The organism is Stella humosa (assembly GCF_006738645.1).
Classification (GTDB): Bacteria; Pseudomonadota; Alphaproteobacteria; order ATCC43930; family Allostellaceae; genus Allostella; species Allostella humosa.
In genome coordinates this window covers 1654614-1676055 of the sequence record NZ_AP019700.1, presented here as the reverse complement: position 1 = coordinate 1676055, position 21442 = coordinate 1654614, and the positions used below count along the sequence as shown (strand labels likewise).

The following is a 21442-nucleotide window of genomic DNA, read 5'->3' as shown; positions in this document are numbered from 1 at the left end:
GACGGCCCGGAACAGGCCGCCATGGGCAATCCTGGTGCTACCCCTCCTTCTGCTTGGCGTCGGCGGCACCAGCCGCGCGCAGCCCGTAGATGTCGTCGCGGACCACCAGCTCGCCGGCATCGTCGACCCAGGCGGTTTGGTAGACCAGATAGACGGGCCAGCGCTTGCGCAGCGGCACGGTGCGGGTCTCGCCCGTATCAACCGTCGCGTTCAACCGACCCGCCGGCCAATCCGCCTGCTCACTAAGCAAGAACTCGGCCAGCACCATCGGCTTCTCCAGCCGGATGCAGCCCGAGCTGAAGTTCCGCGCGCTGCGGTCGAACAGATGGCGGTCGGGGGTATCGTGCAGATAGATGGCGTGCTGGTTGGCCATGTTGAACTTGATGCGGCCCAGCGCGTTCTTCGGCCCCGGGTCCTGGCGCACCCGCACCGGCCCCATCGGCGAGGTCAGCTTGAACCCGTCGACCTGCGACAGCGGCACTTCCGGGGCGGTCTGGCTCCACCCGGCCAGCACGCGATAGCCTTTCTCGGCGAAATAGCCCGGGTGGCTGCGCAGCTTGGGGAAGAGGTCTTCCTTGGCCAGTTTCTCGGGCGCGTTCCAGAACGGGTTCAGCACCAGGTCGGTGATGTCGCTGCGCATGATCGGGGTCTGGCGGAAGGGCCGGCCGACCACGACCTTCATCGTCATCGCCTGCTGCCCGCCCTTGACCACCGTCAGGTCGTACCCGGCCATGTTGACGACGATGTGCTCGCTCTCCAGGCGGCGCGGCATCCAGCGCAGCCGCTCCATGTTCTCGGCCACGATGCGGCGGCGCTCGCCATTGTCCATGTTGAGCGCCCACAGCGTCCGCCCGCCGACCAGCCCGTCATCGAGCAATGCCAGCCGGCGCTGGAATCGCCGCACGGCCCGCGTCAGGCCCTCGTCGAAGCGGCTCCAGTCGCCGCCCTCGCCATAGTTGGGCGTGGCAAAGGCAACCTCTTCGGCCTCGGACCACTCGCCCTCGGCCTCGATGCGCTCGCGCACCGGGCCGACGCGCGGATCGCGCACGCCCGGACGCAGGATGGGACCATCGGCGATCGCCTTCTCGGCCGGCTCGGCCGCCGTATCGAGCTTGGCGAGGGCGGCGCGCAGGCGGGCATACTGCGGATGGGGCGGGCGCAGCCCGTCGACGAGCGGGGCCAGCGCCGGGGTGTCAGCCTGGGCGGCATCGGCCAGGAACTTCGACAGGTTCAGGCGCTCGTGGCGTCGCGTCAGGCTCTCGTCCACCACCTTGGCGTCCGGGCGGCCGTACCACAGGTCGTTGGCGTAGGCGGCCAGCGACCGGGTCAGCGCCACGTCGAGGGCGGCCAGCGCCTGGTCGCCGCGTGCCTGCCAGCGCGCCTCGACCTGGGCCAGGTAGGGACCGGCATCCATACCGTCCGTGGCAGCCGCCTTCAGCAGGGCGCGCACCGCGTCGGCCCGTCCGGGCCGGTCGACCCACAACGGCCGGTTGCGCCGGGCCTTGTAGACATCGGCCACCGCGCCGCGGATGGCGCCCGAAGTCGCCTCCGGCCCGCGGCCGGGCTGGGCCAGGGCGGCCGGCACGGCCGACGCCACGTCGGCCGATGCCGGAAGAGAGAGGGAGAGCCCGGCGGCCAGCAGCAGGCCGCCGAGGAAACGCTGGATACCGGTCAGACACATCAGCCGAAACGTTCCCCGATCATGCGGTCCAGCGCCCGGATCGCCTGGGCCTCGCCGCCTTCGGGGCGGCCCGGGCGGGCGGACGCGTTCCAGGCATACATGTCGAAATGGACCCAAGGCGTAGTCGGCGACACGAATTCCTGGAGGTAGAGAGCAGCCGTGATGGAACCCGCGAACGGGCTTTCCGACACGTTGTTCATGTCCGCGATCTTGCTGTCGAGCCACTTGCGATAGGGCTTCCACAGCGGCATGCGCCAGACCGGGTCGTTGACCGCGGTCGATGCGGCCTGGATGTCGGCGGCCAGCTTGTCGTCGTTGCAGAACATGGCCGGCAAGTCCGGCCCGACCGCGACGCGGGCTGCCCCCGTCAGGGTCGCCATGTCGATCAGGATGGCGGGCTTCTCGGAATCGCCCTCGGCCAGCGGGTCGCACAGGATGAGGCGGCCCTCGGCGTCGGTATTGCCGATCTCGATGGTCAGCCCCTTGCGCGTCGGAATGATGTCCATCGGCTTGAAGGCATTGCCGGAAACCAGGTTCTCGACCGTCGGCAGCAGCACGCGCAGGCGGATCTTGCGCTTGCCCGCCATCAGCAGGCTGGCCAGCCCCAGGACGTTGGCGCCGCCGCCCATGTCTTTCTTCATCAGCTTCATGCCGGCGGCGGGCTTCAGGTCGTAGCCCCCCGAATCGAAGCACACGCCCTTGCCGACCAGCGTCACCTTCGGCGCCGACGGGTCGCCCCAGGTGATATCCACGAGGCAGGGCGGCCGCACAGAGCCGCGGCCGACCGCATGAACCATCGGGTAGTTCTGGGCCAGCAGTTCGTCGCCGCGCAGCACCCGCACCTCGGCCCCGTGCCGCTTGGCCAGGGAAACGGCCGCATCGGCCAGTTCGCCCGGGCCCAGATCCTCGGCCGGCGTATTGACCAAGTCGCGTACGAGCCAGATGGCATCGGCGATCCGGGTCGCCTCGCCGCGGTCGGCCGCGGCCGGCCAGACCAGGCGGGCCGGCTGCCGCCGCGCCTTGCGATAGCGGGTGAAGGCATAGGCGCCGAGCGCCCAGCCGGCCGCCATGTCGGTCGCCAGCGCCGGGGCGAGCGCGCCCTCCAGGCTGTAGTCGCCCTCCGGCAGCGTCAGGGGCAGGCTGCCCAGCGCCCACAGCGCCTGGGCCGGGTCATAGACCACGACGATCCGGTCGATCGCCCCGTCGGCGCCGGGAATGGCCAGATGGCGCCCGGCCTCGCCCTTCAGCGCGTTGGCGGTCGCCCACTGGCGCAGCGATGCCGGCGCGGCCTCCAGCCAGGCGGCCAGATCCGATTCGGCGACGGGAACGAGGCGGATCGGCGCGGCGGCGCCGTCGATCAGGCTATGGGTCGACACGGGATGCGGACTCGCGTCTTGTATGGGACGAGGCAGTGTCTACCCCGACCGGCCGCCGAAGTCACGGTTGCGTCCGGTCGCAGGTTTCCTCTAACTCGTGCCTCGCCAACGAGAGGGGATCAACGGTGGCGGATCTGACGATCTACATCGGCAACAAGAACTATTCCTCGTGGTCGCTGCGGGGATGGCTGATGGTGAAGGCCAGCGGGATCGAATTCGACGAGGTCGTGATTGCCCTCGACGAGCCGACCACGCGGGAAACCATCGTGCGCCATTCGCCGTCCGGCCGCGTGCCCGCCATCAGGCATGGCGACCGCGTCGTCTGGGACACGCTGGCGATCGGCGAGTACCTGGCCGAGCAGGTGCCGGCCGCCGGACTGTGGCCGGCCGACCAGGGCGTGCGCGCGATCGCGCGGGCCGTGTCGTCGGAAATGCATTCCGGCTTCGAGGCGATGCGCGCGCACTTTCCCATGAACATGCGCAGCACCTTCCCCGACCGCTATCCGACGGGGGACGCCCAGGCCGACATCAACCGCATCGCCGCCATCTGGCGCGACTGCCGCCGCCGCTTCGGCGGGGCGGGCGAGTTCCTGTTCGGGGAATTCACCATCGCCGACGCCATGTTCGCGCCGGTGTGCAGCCGCTTCCGCACCTACAAGATCGAGATGGACGAGGTCGGCCAGGCCTATTGCGACGCCATCTGGAACTGGCCCGCGATGCAGGAATGGCTCCAGGCTGCGCGCAAGGAGCCGATGGTCATTCCCGGCGCGGAATTCTGAGGAAGGAACCGGCCGATATGCATTGGACCCCACGGCGCGAGCGTTTCCGCGCGCTGCTCGCCGGCGACCGCTGCCTGCATCCGGGCTCGGTCTACGACGCCATCTCGGCCCGCATCGCCGAGGATCTTGGCTTCGAGATCGGCATGTTCGCGGGCTCGATCGGCTCCATGTCGGTGATCGGCGCCCCCGACCTGATCACGCTGACGCTCAGCGAGTTCGCCCAGCAGGCCTATCGCATCAACCGCGCCGGCAACCTGCCGCTGCTGGTCGATGCCGACCATGGCTATGGCAATGCGCTGAACGTCAAACGCACGGTCGAGGAGCTGGAGTCGGCCGGCGTCGCCGGCCTGACGATCGAGGATACCGACCTGCCGCAGCCCTTCGGCACCGTCGGCAAGACCCGGCTCATCCCGATCGCGGAGGGCATCGGCAAGATGAAGGCGGCCCTGGCGGGCCGCCAGGACCCGACCCTGGCAGTGATCGGCCGGACCAGCGCCGTGCAGGTCACCGGCATCGAGGACGCCATCGCCCGCGCGCGGGCCTACGAGGCGGCCGGCGTCGACGCGATGTTCTTCACCGGCATCAAGGAAAAGGCCGAGCTGGAGGCGATCCACACCGCCGTGCGGCTGCCCATCATCCTGGGTGGCGTCGCGGCGGGCGCGCTGCGCGATCGGGACTATCTCTCCAGCGTCGGGGTTCGCATCTGTCTGCAAGGGCACCAGCCCTTCGCGGCGGCCGTGCAGGCGACCTATGCCACGCTGAAGGCCCTGCGCGAGGGCGCCGATCCCGACGCGCTGCCGGGGGTGGCGCCGGCCGATCTCATGAAACGGGTGACGCGCGAAGACGATCATCGCCGCTGGATGCAGGACTGGCTGGCGGGCTGACCGCCACTTTCGCATCCGCCCGCAGCGCCAGCAGCCGGTCGAGCGCGCGGGCGTCGCCCAGCACCGCCAGCTTCTCGGCGCGGCTCATCGCACCGACGACGCGGTCCAGGTCGGTCCCCTCTTCGATCCGCGCCAGCGCCACGGCCAGCGGCACGTCGATCGGGTCGATGCCGGGCCGGCGCGGCGGCGGCAGCATGCCGCGGTGGGCATCGAGCAGGGCGGGGTCGGCCGCCAGCTCGGCCACCCCATCGGCCGCATCGCCGCCCGCCAGGTCGCGGCGCAGTTCGGTGGCGCGGCGCAGTTCGGCCGGCGGCATCGATTCCTCGGGCGTGCGCAGGATCCCCGGGCCGGCCAGCGCCATGCCGAGACGGCGGCTGCCGGCGAGCGCCACCAGCGGAATGGCCAGCGCCAGGCCGACCACGACCGGCGACATCCACAGCAACAGGTGGGGCGAGACCGCCCAGGCGATGCCGGCCAGCACCAGCCCGGTCGCCGTGTGCGGCGCATAGCGCCAGGCGACCTGGCGCAAAGGGTAGCTGCCGTCGTCGCGCTGCTGCGGCTGCCAGCCGCCGTCGCGGCCCGACAGGATGGAGACGACGGCGGCACTCTGGCTCAGCATGGTGACGGGTGCCAGCAGGCCGGCCAGCACCGTTTCCACCAGCACGCCCGCGAACATGCGGACCCCGCCGCCGCTCGCCCGCCGGGTCGGCCCGTCGGCCATCATGGCGATCCAGGCCAGCAGCTTGGGCGCCACCAGCAGCGCCATGGTGCCGGCGAAGACCCACATGGCGCGCACGGGGTCCTGGGCCGGCCATTGCGGGAAGAGCGTGGCGCCGGCCGGGAAGTATTCCGGCCGGATGAAGCGCGCCTGCAAGGCGATCAGGATGCCGATGCAGAGGAACCCGAACCACATGGGCGCCGTGATGTAGGAGCCGATGCCCATCAAGAGGTGCAGCCGGCTGACCCAGTGCAGCCCGCGCGCGGGCAGGACAGCCGCATGCTGCAGGTTGCCCTGGCACCAGCGGCGGTCGCGCACCGCCAGTTCGGTCAGCGACGGCGGCCCTTCCTCGTAGCTGCCGGACAGGGCCGGCACCATGCGCACCGACCAGCCGGCGCGCCGGATCAAGGCCGCCTCGACGAAGTCGTGGCTCAGGATGTGGCCGCCGAACGGCTTGCGCCCGCGCAGATGCGGCAGGCCCGCCGCCTCGGCGAAGGCGCGGGTGCGGATGATCGCGTTGTGGCCCCAGTAGTTGCCCTCGCGCCCGTGCCAGGTGGCGATGCCCCGGGCGATCAGGGGCCCGTAGATGCGGCCCGCGAACTGCTGCATGCGCGCGAACAGCGTGCGCCCGCCGACCAGGATCGGCAGGGTCTGGACCAACCCGACGCGGTCGTCCGCCTCCATGGCCGCCGCCAGCCGGACGATGGTATCGGCCGTCATCACGCTGTCGGCGTCCAGCACCAGCATATGGTCGCAGGCCCCGCCGAAGCGCGTGACCCAGTCCGCTATGTTGCCGGCCTTGCGCTCGATGTTGCGCGGCCGGCGACGATAGAAGATGCGGCCATGGCCGCCGGTGCGGGCGCGGAGGGCAAGGAAGGCCTGCTCCTCGGCGATCCAGACGTCCGGGTCGGTGGTATCGCTGAGGATGAATATGGCGAAGGCGTCGCCGCGGCCGGCTGCCTGCAGCCCCTCGTCGATCGCCTGCAAGGCCGCGGCCACGCGCGCCGGGTTCTCGTTGTAGGTCGGCATCAGGATGGCGGTGCGCCGCCGCAGTTCGGGCAGCGGCAAACGTGGGTCGATCAGCGCCGGCCGGCCCGCCAGCATGGCGACGAACCCCGCGATCGAGCTGGAGAATGCCAGCGCGATCCAGGCAAAGAGCGCGACGAAGAGGGCCAGGACGAGCCATTCCAGGGTCGTCATGCCGCCGACATTGAGCGCCTCGAACATCTCGATCCCGGCCAGGACGGTCAGCGCGATGGCCGCGCCGATGACGAGGAAGCGGGTCAGGTGCACCAGGATGTCGCCTGGCACGCGCACGGTCGGTGGCTTGCGCCAAAGATCCTGGCGCGGCATCGCCTGGGGCGCGTCGGGCGGCAGGGCCGGCGCCCGCAGGCCGCCGGCCGGTGCGGGGTCCGGGTTCAGGGCGTCCATCGATAGAGCCACACCTCCGACGCCGGCTGGTCGCCATCCATCAACTGGGCGCGGAGCTCGATCACCTTGGCGCCCTCCGGCTGCAGCTCGAAGCTCATGCGCCAGCCGCCGGTGACGGGATTGGCCTGGGACACGACGTTGCGCAGGCGGCCGCGATCGGCCGTCACCACCGCGCGGCGCTCTCCACTGCCACCCTTCAGCTTGTCGCCGACCGCCTCCAGCACGAACAGCCGGCTGCGGTCGTTCAGGCTCTGCCCCTGGCGCGTGTCGGTGATGCGGGCCAGCTCGGACTTCCACGGCGCTTCCCAGCACCAGTGCATGCGATAGGACATCACATGCTCGCTGCCGGCCGCGATCGGCTCGGCCGGCCGCCAGGCCACCACGATGTTGTCGTGGATCTCGCGATCGGTCGGGATTTCCACCAGGTGGACGGCACCCCTGCCCCACTGGCCCAGCGGCTCGATCCACAGGCCGGGCCGGCGATCGTAGCGCGCCTCCAGGTCCTTGTAGCCACCGAAGTCGCGCTGGCGCTGCATCAGGCCGAAGCCGCGCGGATTGTCGTCGGCGAACGAGCTGACCTGCAGTTCGGCCGGGTTGTTGAGCGGCCGCCAGATCTGCTCGCCGCGGCCGGTCCACATCGACAGCCCCTCGCTGTCATGGACAGCAGGGCGGAAATCGTCGACCCCGCCGCGGTCGTTGGCAGCGAAGAGGAACATGCTGGTCAACGGCGCGATGCCGACCTGGGCCAGCTCGACCCGTGGGTAGAGCGCCATCTCGACGTCGAAAATGGTCGCCTCGCCCGGGCGCACGACGAAGCGGAAGGCGCCGGCCGCACTGCGGCTGTCGAGCAGCGCGTGGATGACCAGCGCGCCCGCCTCCTGCGCCGGCCGCTCCAGCCAGAAGGCGGTGAAGGCCGGAAACTCCTCGCCCCCCTGCTCGGCGGTCTTGATCGCGAGCCCGCGGGCCGACAGCCCGTAGATGTGGTTGCGGGCCACGGCGCGGAAGTAGCTGGCGCCGAGGAAGGCGCAGACCTCGTCGAAGTAGTCCGGCCGGTTCATGGCCGCATGCACGCGGAATCCGGCGAAGCCGACATCGCCGTCGGCCAGCTTGCCGACCTTGCTCAGGTCGAAAAGGTCGGGGCTGTAGGGGATGCGACGGGCATGGCCGCCCGCCACCTCGTACATGTCCACCCGGTCCTTGTAGAGGAAGCCGCGGTGAAAGAACTGCACCCCGAACGGCAGCTTCTCGGCCGCCCACAGGGCCTTGTTGGCGTCGTAGCGGATAGTGCGGTAGCCGTCATAGTCGAGGCGGGCGAGCGGTCCCGACAGGGTGTCGCGCGCCGCTTGCCACGGCTTGGCCGCACGCTCCCTGGCCATCCGTCGCACGGTGGTGGCATCGAAGGGCGTGGCCTCGTCGGCCGTCGCCGCGGCGGTGCCGAACTCCCGCGTCATCGCTAGCACCAAGGGCAGGGACAGGGCCCCCGCCAACAACTCCCGACGACGCACGCCCACTCTCCCTCGGCCAGGCAACGGTACAACGGACGACGGCGCCGGAAATGCCTTCCCGGCGCCGCTTGGGGTCGCCCGTTTCGTTGCTGAACGCGATCGACCGGGTCGGGTTCCTCAGTTCAGGCGCAAGCCGGTGATATGGGCCGGATCCTGCGCCAGCTCGCCGCGCTCCACCCGCTGCACGAGGTCGGTCAGGACGGCATTGGCGCGGGCGTCGATACCGATCTCCTGGCCCCGCTCGACGACGAAGCCGTTGAGGAAGCCGATCTCGGTCCGGCGGCCCTTGGCCATGTCCTGCCCCATGGACGGGCGCTGGCCCTCCGCCCGCTTCTTGGCTCCGGCCATCAGGATGTCCTCGGCCGCCTGGAGGGCGGACGCATCGCCGTTGCCGGCCGCCGCCAGCGTCTCGGGCTTGATGTTCAGGATGTCTTCCAGGACATAGCCCAGGGCCTGCCCGACCTGGACGGCCTCGCTGCCCAGCCGCACGGCAAAGCGGCGGATGACGTCGTCGCGGATCATCGCGTTGCCCGACAGGCCGGTGCAGGCGGACAGGCCGTTCTGCATGGAATTGGCCACCAGCTTCGACCACCGCTCGCCCCACAGGTTGGTCGTCACCTTGGCGCTGTCGGACAGGCCGACCAGCCGGCACACGGCCTCGACCCTGGGGGTGATGCGCCCGTGCACCTCACCCACGCGGAAGATGGTGTAGCCGGCCCCGCCCTTCTCCACCCCGCGATGGACATGGCCCGGCTCGAACAGTTCGACCGAGATCTTGGAGGCGATGCAGCCGACCGTCTTGCCCCAGCCGACGACGGACGCCACCCGCTCCTCGTTCATGCAGTTCTGCAGCGACACGACGAAGCCGCCTGGCGCCAGGTACTGGCGGATCAGCGTCGTCGCCCATTCGGTGTCGTAGGACTTCACGCAGACGAAGGCGATGTCGACCGGCGCCTCCTTGGCGAGCTGCTGGGCATCGGTCAGGTGCAAGGCCCGCACCGGCACCGTGAACTCCTCCTCGGCCGTCACCCCGGTCACCCGGATCCCGTGGGCCCGCATGTGCTCGACATGCGCCGGCCAGGCATCAAGGAACGTGACGTCCTCTCCCGCCCGCACCATGTGCGCGCCCGCATAGCAGCCGACGGCGCCCGCGCCGACGATCGCGATCTTGGTCATCCTGGATTTTCCTTCCCCGAACTGGACGGGGATGGTGCCCGACGCCAACGGGTTGGGGCAAGGCTGGCAGGCAATCCGGCGACCTTTAGTCGTCTGCACCGGGCGGCATGTCGTCGAGCAAGCGCTCCTGTGTCACGCAGCCTTGCGCGGCCGACCGGGCCGCCGCCGCGCCGCCCCCAGCTTTACGCCGAGGACGCCAAATGCAACCTCGGGAGCGCCTTCGATGATTCGCAGCAGCGTGATCGCAGCCGGGTCGGGATAGGTCCGACCTTGCTCCCAGTTCCGGATCGTTCCGGCCGGCACACCGATCGCGGCCGCAAAACTGTCCTGACTCATACCTAGCCTCGCGCGCAGCACCTTCAGGTCCGCAAATGGCTGCGGCTCGTACCCGCCGGGCGGCTCGCCATCATCGGCCGCCTGACGCGCAATCTCTTCCTCGGTGGTGGCCCGCAGCTTATCCCAATCGACATTCGGAGGGGTCGCCTTGATCTCGTCCAGGGTCCGCTGGATCACTCGCCCACCTCTTGCCATAGCTTGCACTCCTTCCGATTGGCCCGCCGAGCGGAGATGATACGGCGAGCCGCGTCGCGATCGGTGTAGACGACGCAGAAGCAGATGTCGGCAACCTGCCCGATAGCAACTACCCGCACCTCTCCATTTTAAATGCTAAAATATACGCTATAGGCGTATATTTTTCGATCAAGGCACCAGCAGCCGATACCCGACGCCCGGCTCGTTGAGGATGAAGCGCGGGTGGGCCGGGTCGTCGGCCAGCTTCTCGCGGATCTGGCCCACGAAGACGCGCAGGTAGTGGACGTCGTTCTCGTGCGCACGGCCCCAGACGGCGCGCAGGAGCTGCGGATGGGTGACGATGCGCCCGGCATTGCGGGCCAGCATCGCCAGCAGGTCGAACTCCTTGCGGGTAAGCCGGACCGGGTTGCCTGCGACCTGCACCTCGCGGCGGGCGAGGTCGATGCGCAGGTCGCCCACTGTCAGCTCCGCCGGTTCGGACGGGCCGGCGTCCGTGCGGCGGTTGCGGCGCAGCGCGCGCAGGCGCGCCAGCAGTTCGGCGATGCCGAAGGGCTTCACCACATAGTCGTCGGCGCCGGCATCCAGCGCCGCCACCTTCTCGGCCTCCGATTGCCGCACCGACAGGATCAGGATCGGCACGCTCGACCATTCGCGGATGCGGGCCACCACCGTCTTTCCGTCCATGTCCGGCAGGCCGAGGTCGAGGATCACCACGTCGGGGTTCTCCGATGCGGTGCGCGCGACGGCATCCTGGCCGCGGATCGCCTCCGCCACCGTGAACCCGTGCGCCTCGAGCGCAATGCGCAGGAAGCGGCGGATCTGCGCCTCGTCGTCGACGACCAAGACCTTGCCGGCGGCTTCCGTCACGGCGTCTCCTCCGGCGCCGGCGGGGTGGGAGGCTCGCCCGCGGACGGCAGCCGGATCTCGATCCTGGCGCCGCCGCCCGCAGCGTCCCCCACCTTGATGCGGCCGCCATGGGCCTCGACGATGCCGCGGCAGATGGCAAGGCCAAGCCCGGTCCCCGCCCGCTGCCCATCGCCTGCACGCACGCGGTAGAACATGTCGAACACCCGCTCGCGATCCTCCGGCGGGATGCCGGGGCCGGCGTCGCTCGTCTCGATCACCACCTCGCGGCCGTCGCGGCGGGCGGCGACGGTGATCGGCGTGCCGGCGGGCGCATACTTCGCGGCGTTGTCGAGCAGGTTGGCCATCACCTGCTCCATCAGGATGGCATCGATGTGGATCGGGCCGAGCGACGCCGGCACGGCGATGTCCACCGGGTGGTCGCGCAGCACCGGGCCAAGCTGGCGGGTGGCCCGCCCCATCACCTCGCGCAGATCGACCCAGTCGAGGTTGAGGCGCAACGCGCCATAGCCGAGCCGCGTCATGTCGAGCAGGTTCTGCACGAACCGGTTGAGGCGCTCGCCCTCCTCCCGGATCGCCTCGGCCATCTGCCGGCGCCCTTCCGGCCCCAGAGCGGCATCGGATTCGATGAGCGTCGATGCCGCCCCGATGATCGACACCAGCGGCGTGCGCAGGTCATGGCTGACCGACGACAGCAGCGCCTGGCGCAGGCGCTCGGTCTCCGACAGGAATCGCGTCTCCCCCAGGTCCGCCACCAGGCGGGTGCGCTCGACCGCCAGCGCCACCTGGTCGACCAGCGCCTCCAGCAGGCGGCGCTCGTCGGGCGACAGCAGGGCGCGGCCGTCGAAGGCCACGCCCAGCAGGCCGACCGCCCCCTGCCCCGTCTTCAGCGGCAGGAACAGCCAGGCCGAGGTCGGCAGCGTGTCGGAGCCCCAGCCGGCCGGCTCCCCGTGCTCCCACGCCCATTCGGCCGCACCGCGGTCCTTGGCGTCGAGCTGGTCCTCGGGCGGGTAGCCGCCGATGATCGCGAGATGCCCGCCGCCCTCGCCCGGCGCCAGCACGAGCGCCCGGCATTGCAGGGTGGACGCGACATGGTGGACCGCGGCCCAGACGACATCCTCCAGGCTGGCGGCGCTCGCGATCTTGCGGCTGAATTCGTAGAGGTTGTTGATCCGCTTGGACACCGCGCGCTGGGCCGTCACCTGGGCGCGCAGGCGGCCGGCGAGATTGCCGCTGAAGAGGGCGGCCGCCAGGAACAGCAGAAGCGCCAGCACGTCGTCCCGGCTGCTGACCAGCAGGGTGAACAGCGGCTCTGTGAAGAAGAAGTTGTAGACGGCGAAGCTGGCGAGGCTGGCGAACAGCGACGGCCACAGGCCGAGCCGCGTCGCCACCAGCAGGACCGCAACCAGGAACACCGGCGACAGGCTGGAGACCGGCAGAACCGCGTCGATCGCCATTGCCACGCCGGTCGCCACGGCGACCGCCACGGCCGCCCAGCCATAGGCCGCAAGGTTGCGCTCGGGCAGCAGGCGCGGGCCGCGGATCGGCGCGCGCGCGCCCTCCCGCGGGTCGCTGGCGACCAGCGTTACCTCGAAGTCCACGGCGCGGCGCACGAGCTCTTCGGCCACCGTCTCGCGCGACAGGAAGGCCAGCAGCCGGCGCGGCCGCGGCCGCCCGACCACCAGCCGGCTGACGTTGCGCTGGCGGGCGAAATCCAGGATCTCGCGCGCGACGTCGGCCCCGGCGGTCAGGGTCACCACCTCCGCCCCCAGGCTCTCGCCCAGGCGCAGCGCCTCGACGATGCGGTCCTTGGCCGCGTCCGGCAGGGATTCGCGGTGCGGGGTGACGACGTTGGCGACGATCCAGCCGATGCGGGCGCGCTCGGCCATGCGCTTGGCCGCCCGCACCAGCGACTTCGCGACCGGCGATTCGTTGATGCAGACCAGGATCTTCTCCTGCGTCGGCCACGGCCCGGCAATCGCGTGGCTGCGCATGTGCTGCGTCATCTGCGCATCGACCCGGTCGGCCGCCACCCGCATGGCGAGTTCCCGCAGCGCCGTCAGGTTGCCCTTGGAGAAGAAGTTCTGGATCGCGCGCGCGATCTGGTCGTGGACATAGACCTTGCCCTGGCGCAGGCGCTGGATCAGCTCGTCGGTCGGCAGGTCGATCAGCTCGACCTCGTCGGCCAGCTCCAGCACCCCGTCCGGGACCGTCTCGCGCACGCGCACGCCCGAGATGCGGGCGACGATGTCGTTCAGGCTCTCCAGGTGCTGGATGTTGAGGGCGGAATAGACGTCGATGCCGGCGTCCAGCAGTTCCTCGACATCCTGGGCACGCTTGGGGTGGCGGCTGCCCGGCACGTTGGTATGGGCCAGCTCGTCGACGATGGCGAGCCGCGGGCGGCGGGCCAGCACCGCGTCCACGTCCATCTCGCTGAAGGTGCGGTCGCGATAGCCGACGAGGCGCCGCGGCATCACTTCCAAACCGGCCAGCAGTGCCTCGGTCTCGGTCCGCCCGTGCGTCTCGACCAGGGCCACCACCACGTCGATGCCCTCGGCCTTCAGGCGCCGTGCCTCCTCCAGCATGGCGAAGGTCTTGCCGACGCCCGGGGCGGCCCCCAGGAACACCTTGAGCCGGCCACGCCCCTCGCGCGCCGCCTCGACCAGCAGCGCATCCGGTCCCGGCCGCGCGGGCTCTTCGGCCATCGGTGGTCCACTCCTCGTCGATTGCGAAGCCCTATCTCGCCCGTCGCGGTGGCGATGTCGAGCATCCTGCCCCGGCCACAGGCCAATCCTTACGCGATCCTTACGGCCGGCACCGACAATACACCTCGTTCCCTTACGGGCACCGGCTCCACCTTGTCATCCGGGCGATCGAGACCGACGCCCGACCAAGGAACCTTGCCATGCCCGACCTGATCCTAGTCGCCGCCGGCGTCGCGTTCTTCGCGCTCGCGGCGGCCTATGCCTTCGCCTGCGACCGGCTCTGAGGCCCCGCCCATGCTCACCGACTATCTCCTGGGCGGCGGCGTCACCCTGCTGCTGCTCGTCTATCTCGTCTACGCCCTGATCCGCCCGGAGCGGTTCTGAGGACCCCATGACCCTCAACGGATGGGTGCAGATCCTCCTCTTCTGCGCGCTCGTGCTGGCGCTGGTGAAGCCGCTCGGCGCCTACATGACGCACATCTTCACCGGCGGGCGCACGTGGCTGTCGCCGGTGCTGGGACCGGTCGAGCGCCTGCTCTACCGCGCCGCCGGGGTGGACGAGCGCCAGGAGCAGCGCTGGCTGGGCTATGCGCTGGCCATGCTGGCCTTCAACCTGGCCGGCTTCCTGCTGCTCTACCTGCTGCAGCGCCTGCAGGGCTCGCTGCCGTTGAACCCGGCCGGGATGGCGGCCGTGCCGCCGGACCTGGCCTTCAACACCGCCGCCAGCTTCGTCAGCAACACCAACTGGCAGAACTATGGCGGCGAGACGACCATGTCGCACCTGGTGCAGATGGCCGGGCTGACGGTGCAGAACTTCGTCTCGGCCGCCACCGGCATCGCGGTCGCCCTGGCGCTGGTCCGCGGCTTTGCCCGCGCGTCGACCGGCACGGTCGGCAACTTCTGGGTCGATATGACCCGCGCCACCCTCTACCTGCTGCTGCCCGGCTCGATCCTGCTGACGCTGTTCTTCGTCTGGCAGGGTATGCCGCAGACCCTGGCGGCCTCGGTCGACGCCGTCACGCTCGAGGGTGCCGCGCAGACGATCGCGCTCGGCCCCGTCGCCTCGCAGGTGGCGATCAAGATGCTGGGCACCAACGGCGGCGGCTTCTTCAACGCCAACGCCGCGCACCCGTTCGAGAACCCGACTGCGCTCGCCAACCTGGTGCAGATGGTCGCCATCTTCGCCATCGGGGCGGGGCTGACCAACGTCTTCGGCCGCATGGTGGGCGACCAGCGCCAGGGCTGGGCCATCCTGGCCGCCATGGGGACCCTGTTCCTGGCCGGCGTCGCCATCGCCTACTGGGCGGAGGCCGCGGGCAACCCGCTGCTGGCCACCATCGGCGTCGACGGCGCCAACATGGAGGGCAAGGAGGTGCGCTTCGGCGCGGCCCTGTCGGCGCTCTTCGCCGTCGTCACCACGGCGGCGTCGTGCGGCGCGGTCAACGCCATGCATGACAGCTTCATGCCGCTGGGCGGGATGATCCCGCTCATCAACATGCAACTGGGCGAGATCATCGTCGGCGGCGTCGGCGCCGGCCTCTACGGCATGCTGGTCTTCGTCGTCATCACCGTCTTCGTGGCCGGGCTGATGGTCGGGCGCACGCCCGAATATCTCGGCAAGAAGATCGAGGCCAAGGAGATGAAGATGGCGGTGCTGGCCATCCTCTGCCTGCCGCTGGCCATGCTGGCGCCGACCGCCATCTCGGTCGTGATGCCGTCGGCGCTGGCCTCGATCGCCAACCCGGGGCCGCACGGCTTCTCGGAGGTGCTCTACGCCTTCACGTCGGCCGCGGCCAACAACGGCAGCGCCTTCGGCGGCCTGTCGGGCAACACGCCTTGGTACAACATGGCGCTGGGCGGGGCGATGCTGATGGGGCGCTTCCTCGTCATCCTGCCGGCGCTCGCCATCGCCGGGTCGCTGGCCGCCAAGCGCACGGTGCCGGCATCCGGCGGCACCTTCCCGACCCATGGGCCGCTCTTCGTCGGCCTGCTGGTCGGGGTCATCCTCATCGTCGGCGGTCTCACCTTCTTCCCGGCGCTGGCGCTGGGTCCGATCGTCGAACATCTGGCGCTGCTCGCCGGCCAGACCTTCCCGGCCGGCAACTAGGACATCCCCCATGACCAGATCCAGGACGGCGAGCCTGCTCGACGCCGGCATCCTTCTGCCGGCGGTCGGCTCGGCCTTCGCCAAGCTCGATCCCCGCACGCTGGCCCGCAACCCGGTGATGTTCGTCGTCGCCGTGGTGACGGTGCTGACGACCATCCTCTTCGTTCGCGACCTCACTACAGGCGCCGGCCATCTCGGCTTCTCGTTCCAGCTCATCCTGTGGCTGTGGTTCACGGTCCTCTTCGCCAACTTCGCCGAGGCGGTGGCCGAGGGCCGCGGCAAGGCCCAGGCCGACAGCCTGCGGCGCGGCCGGGGCGAGACCCAGGCCAAGCTGCTGTCTGGCACCGGCCGGGCCGACTACCGCATGGTCCCCGGCACCCGCCTGGCCGTCGGCGACCTCGTCCTGGTCGAGCCGGGCGACGTGATCCCGTCGGACGGCGAGGTGGTGGAGGGCATCGCGTCCGTCGACGAGGCCGCCATCACCGGCGAATCCGCCCCCGTCATCCGCGAGAGCGGCGGCGACCGCTCGGCCGTCACCGGCGGCACCCGCGTCCTGTCCGACTGGATCGTCGTGCGCATCACGGCGGCCGCCGGCTCCACCTTCCTCGACCGCATGATCGCGCTGGTCGAAGGGGCCCAGCGCCAGAAGACGCCGAACGAGATCGCGCTCAACATCCTGCTGGCCGGGATGACGCTGATCTTCGTGCTGGCGACCGCCACCATTCCCAGCTTCGCCGCCTATGCCGGTGGTGCCATCCCCGTGCTGGTGCTGGTGGCACTCTTCGTGACCCTGATCCCGACCACGATCGGGGCGCTGCTGTCGGCAATCGGCATCGCCGGCATGGACCGGCTGGTGCGCTTCAACGTGCTGGCCATGTCGGGCCGCGCGGTGGAGGCGGCGGGCGACGTCGACACGCTGCTGCTGGACAAGACCGGCACCATCACGCTCGGCAACCGCCAGGCGACCGCCTTCCGGCCGCTGGCAACCGTCACGGTGCAGGAACTGGCCGAGGCGGCCTACCTGGCCTCGCTGGCGGACGAGACGCCGGAGGGCCGTTCGATCGTGGCGCTCGCCCGCGACCAGCATGGCATCCCCGAACGCGACAAGGCCGGGCTGGGCGCGACCTTCGTCCCCTTCTCGGCCCACACGCGGATCAGCGGCGTCGACTTCTCCGGGACCAGCATCCGCAAGGGCGCGGTCGACGCTATCCTGAAGGGCATCGAGGCCGGGGACGCCGCCGCCCGCGAGGCCCGCAGCATCGCCGACGAGATCGCACGCGCCGGTGGCACCCCTCTGGCGGTCGTGCGCGACGGTCGGCTGCTGGGCGTCGTCCAGTTGGACGACATCGTCAAGCCCGGCATCCGCGAGCGCTTCGCCGAGCTGCGGCGCATGGGCATCCGCACGGTGATGATCACCGGCGACAACCCGCTGACGGCGGCTGCCATCGCGGCCGCGGCCGGGGTCGACGACTTCCTGGCCCAGGCCACGCCCGAGAACAAGCTGCAGCTCATCCGCGACGAGCAGGCCAAGGGCAAGCTGGTCGCCATGTGCGGCGACGGCACCAACGACGCGCCGGCACTCGCACAAGCCGATGTCGGCGTCGCCATGGGCAGCGGCACCATGGCCGCGCGCGAGGCCGGCAACATGGTCGACCTCGATTCCGACCCGACCAAGCTGATCGAGGTGGTGGAGATCGGCAAGCAACTGCTGATGACCCGCGGCGCGCTCACCACCTTCTCGATCGCCAACGACGTGGCCAAGTACTTCGCCATCATCCCGGCGATGTTCGCGGCCCTCTACCCGCAGCTCCAGACGCTGAACGTGATGGGGCTGGCGACGCCCGAGAGCGCCATCCTGTCCGCCATCATCTTCAACGCGCTGGTCATTGTCGCCCTGATCCCGCTGGCGCTGCGCGGCGTCGCCTATCGGCCGGTCGGTGCCGCCGCCCTGCTGCGCCGCAACCTGCTCGTCTATGGCCTGGGCGGGCTGGTGGTGCCGTTCGTCGGCATCAAGGCGATCGACCTGCTGATCACCGCGATCGGGCTCGCCTGAGCCCGGCCTCGCGAAAGGAGCATTCCCATGTTGAAGCATCTTCGCCCCGCGCTCGTGATGATCCTCGCCATGACGGCGATCACGGGGCTTGCCTACCCGCTCGCCATGACCGGGGTCGCCGGCGCCGTCTTCCCCGCCGAGGCGGCCGGGTCGCTGCTGGTGCGCGATGGCCAGGTCGTCGGTTCGTCGCTGATCGGCCAGGCGTTCACGGGCGACCGCTACTTCCAGGGCCGGCCATCGGCCACCATGGCGGCCGACCCCGCCGACCCGGCGAAGTCCGTGCCGGCCCCCTACAACGCGGCCGCATCCGGCGGGTCGAACCTGGGGCCGACCAGTGCAGCGCTGGTCGAGCGCGTGACGGCGGACGCCGCCGCCCGCCGGGCCCAGAACCCGGGTGCGGCGGTGCCGGTCGACCTGGTCACCACCACGGCCAGCGGGCTCGACCCGCACATCAGCCCCGAGGCCGCCTATTTCCAGGTGCCCCGGGTGGCGGCCGCGCGCGGGCTACCGGCGGCAGACCTGCGCCGCCTGGTGGACGGCCGGGTCGAGGGCCGGCTCTTCGGCATCATCGGCGAGCCGCGGGTGAACGTCCTGGCGCTCAACCTGGCGCTTGACGCGGCCGGCCGGCGATAGGGGCGCCAAAAAGGCTGCAAAGCCGGTGGACGAACGGCCGGCGAGGGACGATCCTTCCCGGCCCCACCCCCGGCTCGGCCGCCCGAGCCATCCCCAGAAGGAACTGCCAGATGGCCAAGACGAGCAACCCGGAATTTGCCTGGAAGGATGGACGGATCGTGCCGTGGCCCGAGGCCACGGTGCATGTCTCGGCCGAGACGGTGCTGCGCGGCGCCAACGTGTTCGAGGGCATGCGCGCCTACTGGAGCGAGGCCGAGAAGGAGCTCTACATCTTCAAGAACAAGGAGCACCTGCGCCGCCTGCGCCAGTCCTGCAAGATCATGCGGATGACGGTGCCCTACAGCGACGACGAGTTCACTCAGGCCTTCATCGACCTGTTGCGCGCCAACAAGTTCACCGCCGGCGTCCACTTCCGCCCGGTCGTCTATTTCGGCGAGGGCGAGTCCTATGCCTGGAAGCCCGAGGACATCCACAACGGCGCCTTCGTCATCGCCTATTCGCGGCCGCACGCGCCCTCGATCAAGAACGGCATCAAGAGCTGCGTCAGCACCTGGCGGCGCAACTCCGACAACGCCTCGCCGTCGCGGGTGAAGGCGGCCGCCAACTACCACAATTCCCGCCTGGCCCAGGTCGAGGCGAAGATGAACGGCTTCGGCCCGCCGATCATGCTGAACGACCGCGGCGAGGTGGCCGAGAGCCCCGGCGCCTGCTTCATGATGGTGCGCGACGGAGTCGTCATCACGCCCCCGGTCAGCGCCGACATCCTGGAGAGCATCACCCGCCAGACGCTGATCGACCTCTATCGCGAGGAGCTGGGCGTCACCGTCATCGAGCGCGACATCGACCGCACCGAGCTCTACATCGCCGACGAGACCTTCTTCTGCGGCAGCGGCGCCGAGGTCCAGCCGATCACCGCCGTCGACCACTACGATGTCGGCGACGGCAAGGTCGGTCCCCTCACCCGCCGCATCCAGGACCTCTATTTCGACATCGCCGCCGGCAAGGTCGACAAGTTCCGCCACTGGCTGACGCCGGTATACGGCAACTCCACCGCGCGCGGCTGATTGTCGAGCATCCCCTGCCCCTGACAATGGGCAGCACCGTACCGGCTGGGGTCACCGGATTTTCGGAGCCGAGCGCGACACCGTCCTCTACAGCGGCCCGTAGCCAACCATGACCGTCGCCATGTCCCGCACCCTGGAAGACCAGGGTGCGGGCACCGCCGCCGCGGCAACGGTGCTACCGCGATCCCGGAATCATTGAAAAGGTCTGGTGGAAGGGCGCGGAATCGAACCGCCGACGCACACGGCTTCAACGTGTCGCTCCACCGCTGAGCTACCCCTCCACACTGGGGTAACTCCGTCTGCCTTACGGCATGACCAAGCCACCCGGATGCGCGAAGCGCCCGGTGATAAATCGGAGATGGCGAGATGCGGAACACATGGCGGCGCTTCTACAGATGATGCTGCGTTGCGTCAATTCCACATATTACCCGGCAAGGATGTGGAACGCCGGTGGGTATCAGCGGCCGGTGCGAGCTAGTCGGGCTTACGCCCGCCGGTCCAATGTTTAACTGTCCCGGTCCGGAGCGCGGCCGACACAAAACAAGCTGGCCGACCCGGTCGACGGAACCATGACAGTGACGGCGGTTAAGGTCCAATTGATCGCCAAGCCAATGCCGGCCGCTAGGCAGTGGCAGACACTCCCAAAACTGGACTATCACCAGTAAAATTCTATTTGGAGCGTAGAAGTTCGTACCAGACTTCGCCTTCTTCAGCCCCTGGAATGCGATCGGGAAAGTCTCGAAACTCTGTCCGGACATATCTCATTCCGACCTTTTCCATCACGCGGCGGGAGCCACGGTTCACTGCCATGGTACAGCCGACGATCTTCTCATACCCGCCGCTAGTGAAGCCCCAGTTGACCAGCGCCGAAGTGCCCTCCGACGCCAATCCCTTTCCCCATTCCTCTCGACGCAGGCGATATCCGATTTCGGCGATCGTGCTGGTCTCCGGAAACAGGCAGAACCATCCGACGAACGCACTGGTAGCGGTTCGCCGCCCCGTCCAAACATAGGGCTCCGCACCTCTCGGCATGAGAAATGTCACACGCTCAGGGTCAGTTGTCTCATGGTCGACAGCTCCGCCATTAAGGAAATGCATCACCTCTGGATCATGCTCTAGACCAATAAAATCGGCCCGATCACCGAGATCGCACAACCGCAGGGTTAAATTCATTGTTTGTAGGGTATTCACTTCGAATATCCGCACGTCAATTGATTGATATATAAGGTAAATTTGGTGAGCCCGTCGGGATTCGAACCCGAGACCCTCTGATTAAAAGTCAGATGCTCTACCGGCTGAGCTACGGGCTCGCCCTGGGTGCCTGGCGAGGCAGGCGGGGCGGAAGTCGGTCGCGGCGGAAACTAGGGGGCGCGGCGGCCAGGGTCAACCTTCGGCAGCCGCGCGCCCGCTCATTCGGTCGGGCGCGGGCGGGCGAAGCGGGATTCGAGGCGATCGGCCACGCGCGGGCTGACGAAATGGCGCACGTCGCCGCCCAGCAGGCCGATCTCCTTCACGAAGCGGGATGCGATGAACTGGTAGCGGTCGGCCGCCATCAGGAACACCGTCTCGATGGTGCCGTTCAGGCGGGCGTTCATGCCGGCCATCTGGAACTCATACTCGAAGTCCGACACCGCGCGCAGGCCACGGATGATGATCGAGGCGCCGCAGCCGACGACGAAATCCATCAGCAGGTTGTCGAACGGGCGGACCTCGATCTTGACCGCCTGGCCGTTCAGCGCCTCGACCTCGTCGCGCACGATCTGCACGCGCTCGTCGATCGAGAAGAGCGGCCCCTTCCCGGCATTCCGCGCCACCCCGATGATCAGCCGGTCGACCAGCTTGGTCGACCGCTGGATGATGTCGGAATGGCCCTTGGTGATCGGATCGAAGGTGCCCGGATAGACGCCTACGCGTTCGACCGTCATCGTCTTTCCC

General features: G+C 69.5%; 18 protein-coding genes and 2 tRNA genes. 7 read left to right on the top strand and 13 right to left on the bottom strand.

The genetic code is table 11. The features are described 5' to 3' along the window. Positions 1-37: 37 nt before the first annotated feature. Together STVA_RS07820 and STVA_RS07815 are read right to left on the bottom strand one after the other, a co-directional pair. Positions 38-1681 (bottom strand): L,D-transpeptidase family protein, encoded by a 1644-nt coding sequence (locus tag STVA_RS07820; protein WP_123689176.1) that lies wholly within the window; start codon positions 1679-1681, stop codon positions 38-40. Then, positions 1681-3057 carry a leucyl aminopeptidase family protein gene (locus STVA_RS07815; RefSeq protein ID WP_123689177.1) on the bottom strand — a complete coding sequence of 459 codons (1377 nt, stop codon included), beginning with the start codon at positions 3055-3057 and terminating at the stop codon, positions 1681-1683. Before STVA_RS07815 ends, STVA_RS07820 begins: the two co-directional genes overlap by 1 nt. 125 nt (positions 3058-3182) lie before the next feature. On the opposite strand from STVA_RS07815, the gene STVA_RS07810 reads away from it, so the two are divergent. Then, complete coding sequence (locus STVA_RS07810; RefSeq protein WP_123689178.1) at positions 3183-3836, top strand: glutathione S-transferase family protein; 654 nt, start codon at positions 3183-3185, stop codon at positions 3834-3836. Positions 3837-3853: 17 nt separating this feature from the next. Further along, a complete protein-coding gene (locus STVA_RS07805; RefSeq protein ID WP_123689179.1) occupies positions 3854-4720 on the top strand; it encodes an isocitrate lyase/PEP mutase family protein in 867 nt (288 codons plus the stop codon). Here the strand turns inward: STVA_RS07805 and mdoH are convergent. From mdoH to STVA_RS07770, 7 genes are all read right to left on the bottom strand, one after another. Further along, a complete protein-coding gene (gene mdoH / locus STVA_RS07800; protein ID WP_123689180.1) occupies positions 4656-6869 on the bottom strand; it encodes a glucans biosynthesis glucosyltransferase MdoH in 2214 nt (737 codons plus the stop codon). The two genes, STVA_RS07805 and mdoH, sit on opposite strands and share 65 nt — an antisense overlap. Further along, positions 6857-8320, bottom strand: a complete 1464-nt coding sequence (locus tag STVA_RS07795; RefSeq protein ID WP_123689181.1) for an OpgD/OpgG family glucan biosynthesis protein — start codon at positions 8318-8320, stop codon at positions 6857-6859. Before STVA_RS07795 ends, mdoH begins: the two co-directional genes overlap by 13 nt. A 171-nt stretch (positions 8321-8491) precedes the next feature. Beyond that, positions 8492-9550, bottom strand: a complete 1059-nt coding sequence (locus tag STVA_RS07790; RefSeq protein WP_123689182.1) for a ketopantoate reductase family protein — start codon at positions 9548-9550, stop codon at positions 8492-8494. A 132-nt stretch (positions 9551-9682) separates the two neighbouring features. Next, positions 9683-10063, bottom strand: a complete 381-nt coding sequence (locus STVA_RS07785; RefSeq protein WP_123689183.1) for a helix-turn-helix domain-containing protein — start codon at positions 10061-10063, stop codon at positions 9683-9685. Beyond that, entirely contained in the window at positions 10060-10200 is a 141-nt protein-coding gene (locus tag STVA_RS28565) for a BrnT family toxin (protein ID WP_123689184.1), read from the bottom strand. The genes STVA_RS07785 and STVA_RS28565 overlap by 4 nt, the downstream gene beginning before the upstream one ends. A gap of 49 nt (positions 10201-10249) precedes the next feature. After that, complete coding sequence (locus STVA_RS07775; RefSeq protein ID WP_123689185.1) at positions 10250-10948, bottom strand: response regulator; 699 nt, start codon at positions 10946-10948, stop codon at positions 10250-10252. After that, entirely contained in the window at positions 10945-13650 is a 2706-nt protein-coding gene (locus tag STVA_RS07770; RefSeq protein ID WP_123689186.1) for a sensor histidine kinase, read from the bottom strand. The genes STVA_RS07775 and STVA_RS07770 overlap by 4 nt, the downstream gene beginning before the upstream one ends. A gap of 294 nt (positions 13651-13944) precedes the next feature. Here STVA_RS07770 and kdpF point away from each other — a divergent pair, with 294 nt between their 5' ends. From kdpF to STVA_RS07740, 5 genes are all read left to right on the top strand, one after another. Next, positions 13945-14034: a K(+)-transporting ATPase subunit F gene (gene kdpF, locus STVA_RS07760; RefSeq protein WP_123689187.1), complete on the top strand. Its 90-nt coding sequence runs from the start codon at positions 13945-13947 to the stop codon at positions 14032-14034. Positions 14035-14041: 7 nt separating this feature from the next. Beyond that, the gene (gene kdpA, locus STVA_RS07755) at positions 14042-15757 is read left to right on the top strand and encodes a potassium-transporting ATPase subunit KdpA (protein WP_123689188.1); all 1716 of its coding nucleotides are present in this window, start codon (positions 14042-14044) and stop codon (positions 15755-15757) included. 10 nt (positions 15758-15767) lie between these two features. Next, the gene (gene kdpB, locus STVA_RS07750) at positions 15768-17810 is read left to right on the top strand and encodes a potassium-transporting ATPase subunit KdpB (protein ID WP_123689189.1); all 2043 of its coding nucleotides are present in this window, start codon (positions 15768-15770) and stop codon (positions 17808-17810) included. 27 nt (positions 17811-17837) lie between these two features. Further along, entirely contained in the window at positions 17838-18443 is a 606-nt protein-coding gene (locus STVA_RS07745) for a K(+)-transporting ATPase subunit C (protein ID WP_123689190.1), read from the top strand. 110 nt (positions 18444-18553) lie between these two features. Next, a complete protein-coding gene (locus STVA_RS07740) occupies positions 18554-19507 on the top strand; it encodes a branched-chain amino acid transaminase (protein WP_123689191.1) in 954 nt (317 codons plus the stop codon). Between the two features lie 206 nt (positions 19508-19713). Here the strand turns inward: STVA_RS07740 and STVA_RS07735 are convergent. The 4 genes from STVA_RS07735 to coaD form a co-directional block, all read right to left on the bottom strand. Beyond that, positions 19714-19788: transfer RNA gene (locus STVA_RS07735), tRNA-Phe, on the bottom strand. A 388-nt stretch (positions 19789-20176) separates the two neighbouring features. Next, entirely contained in the window at positions 20177-20698 is a 522-nt protein-coding gene (locus STVA_RS07730; RefSeq protein ID WP_123689856.1) for a GNAT family N-acetyltransferase, read from the bottom strand. Between the two features lie 43 nt (positions 20699-20741). Continuing rightward, positions 20742-20817, bottom strand: a tRNA-Lys gene (locus tag STVA_RS07725). A gap of 99 nt (positions 20818-20916) precedes the next feature. After that, positions 20917-21432 carry a pantetheine-phosphate adenylyltransferase gene (gene coaD, locus STVA_RS07720; protein WP_123689192.1) on the bottom strand — a complete coding sequence of 172 codons (516 nt, stop codon included), beginning with the start codon at positions 21430-21432 and terminating at the stop codon, positions 20917-20919. Positions 21433-21442: the final 10 nt, after the last annotated feature.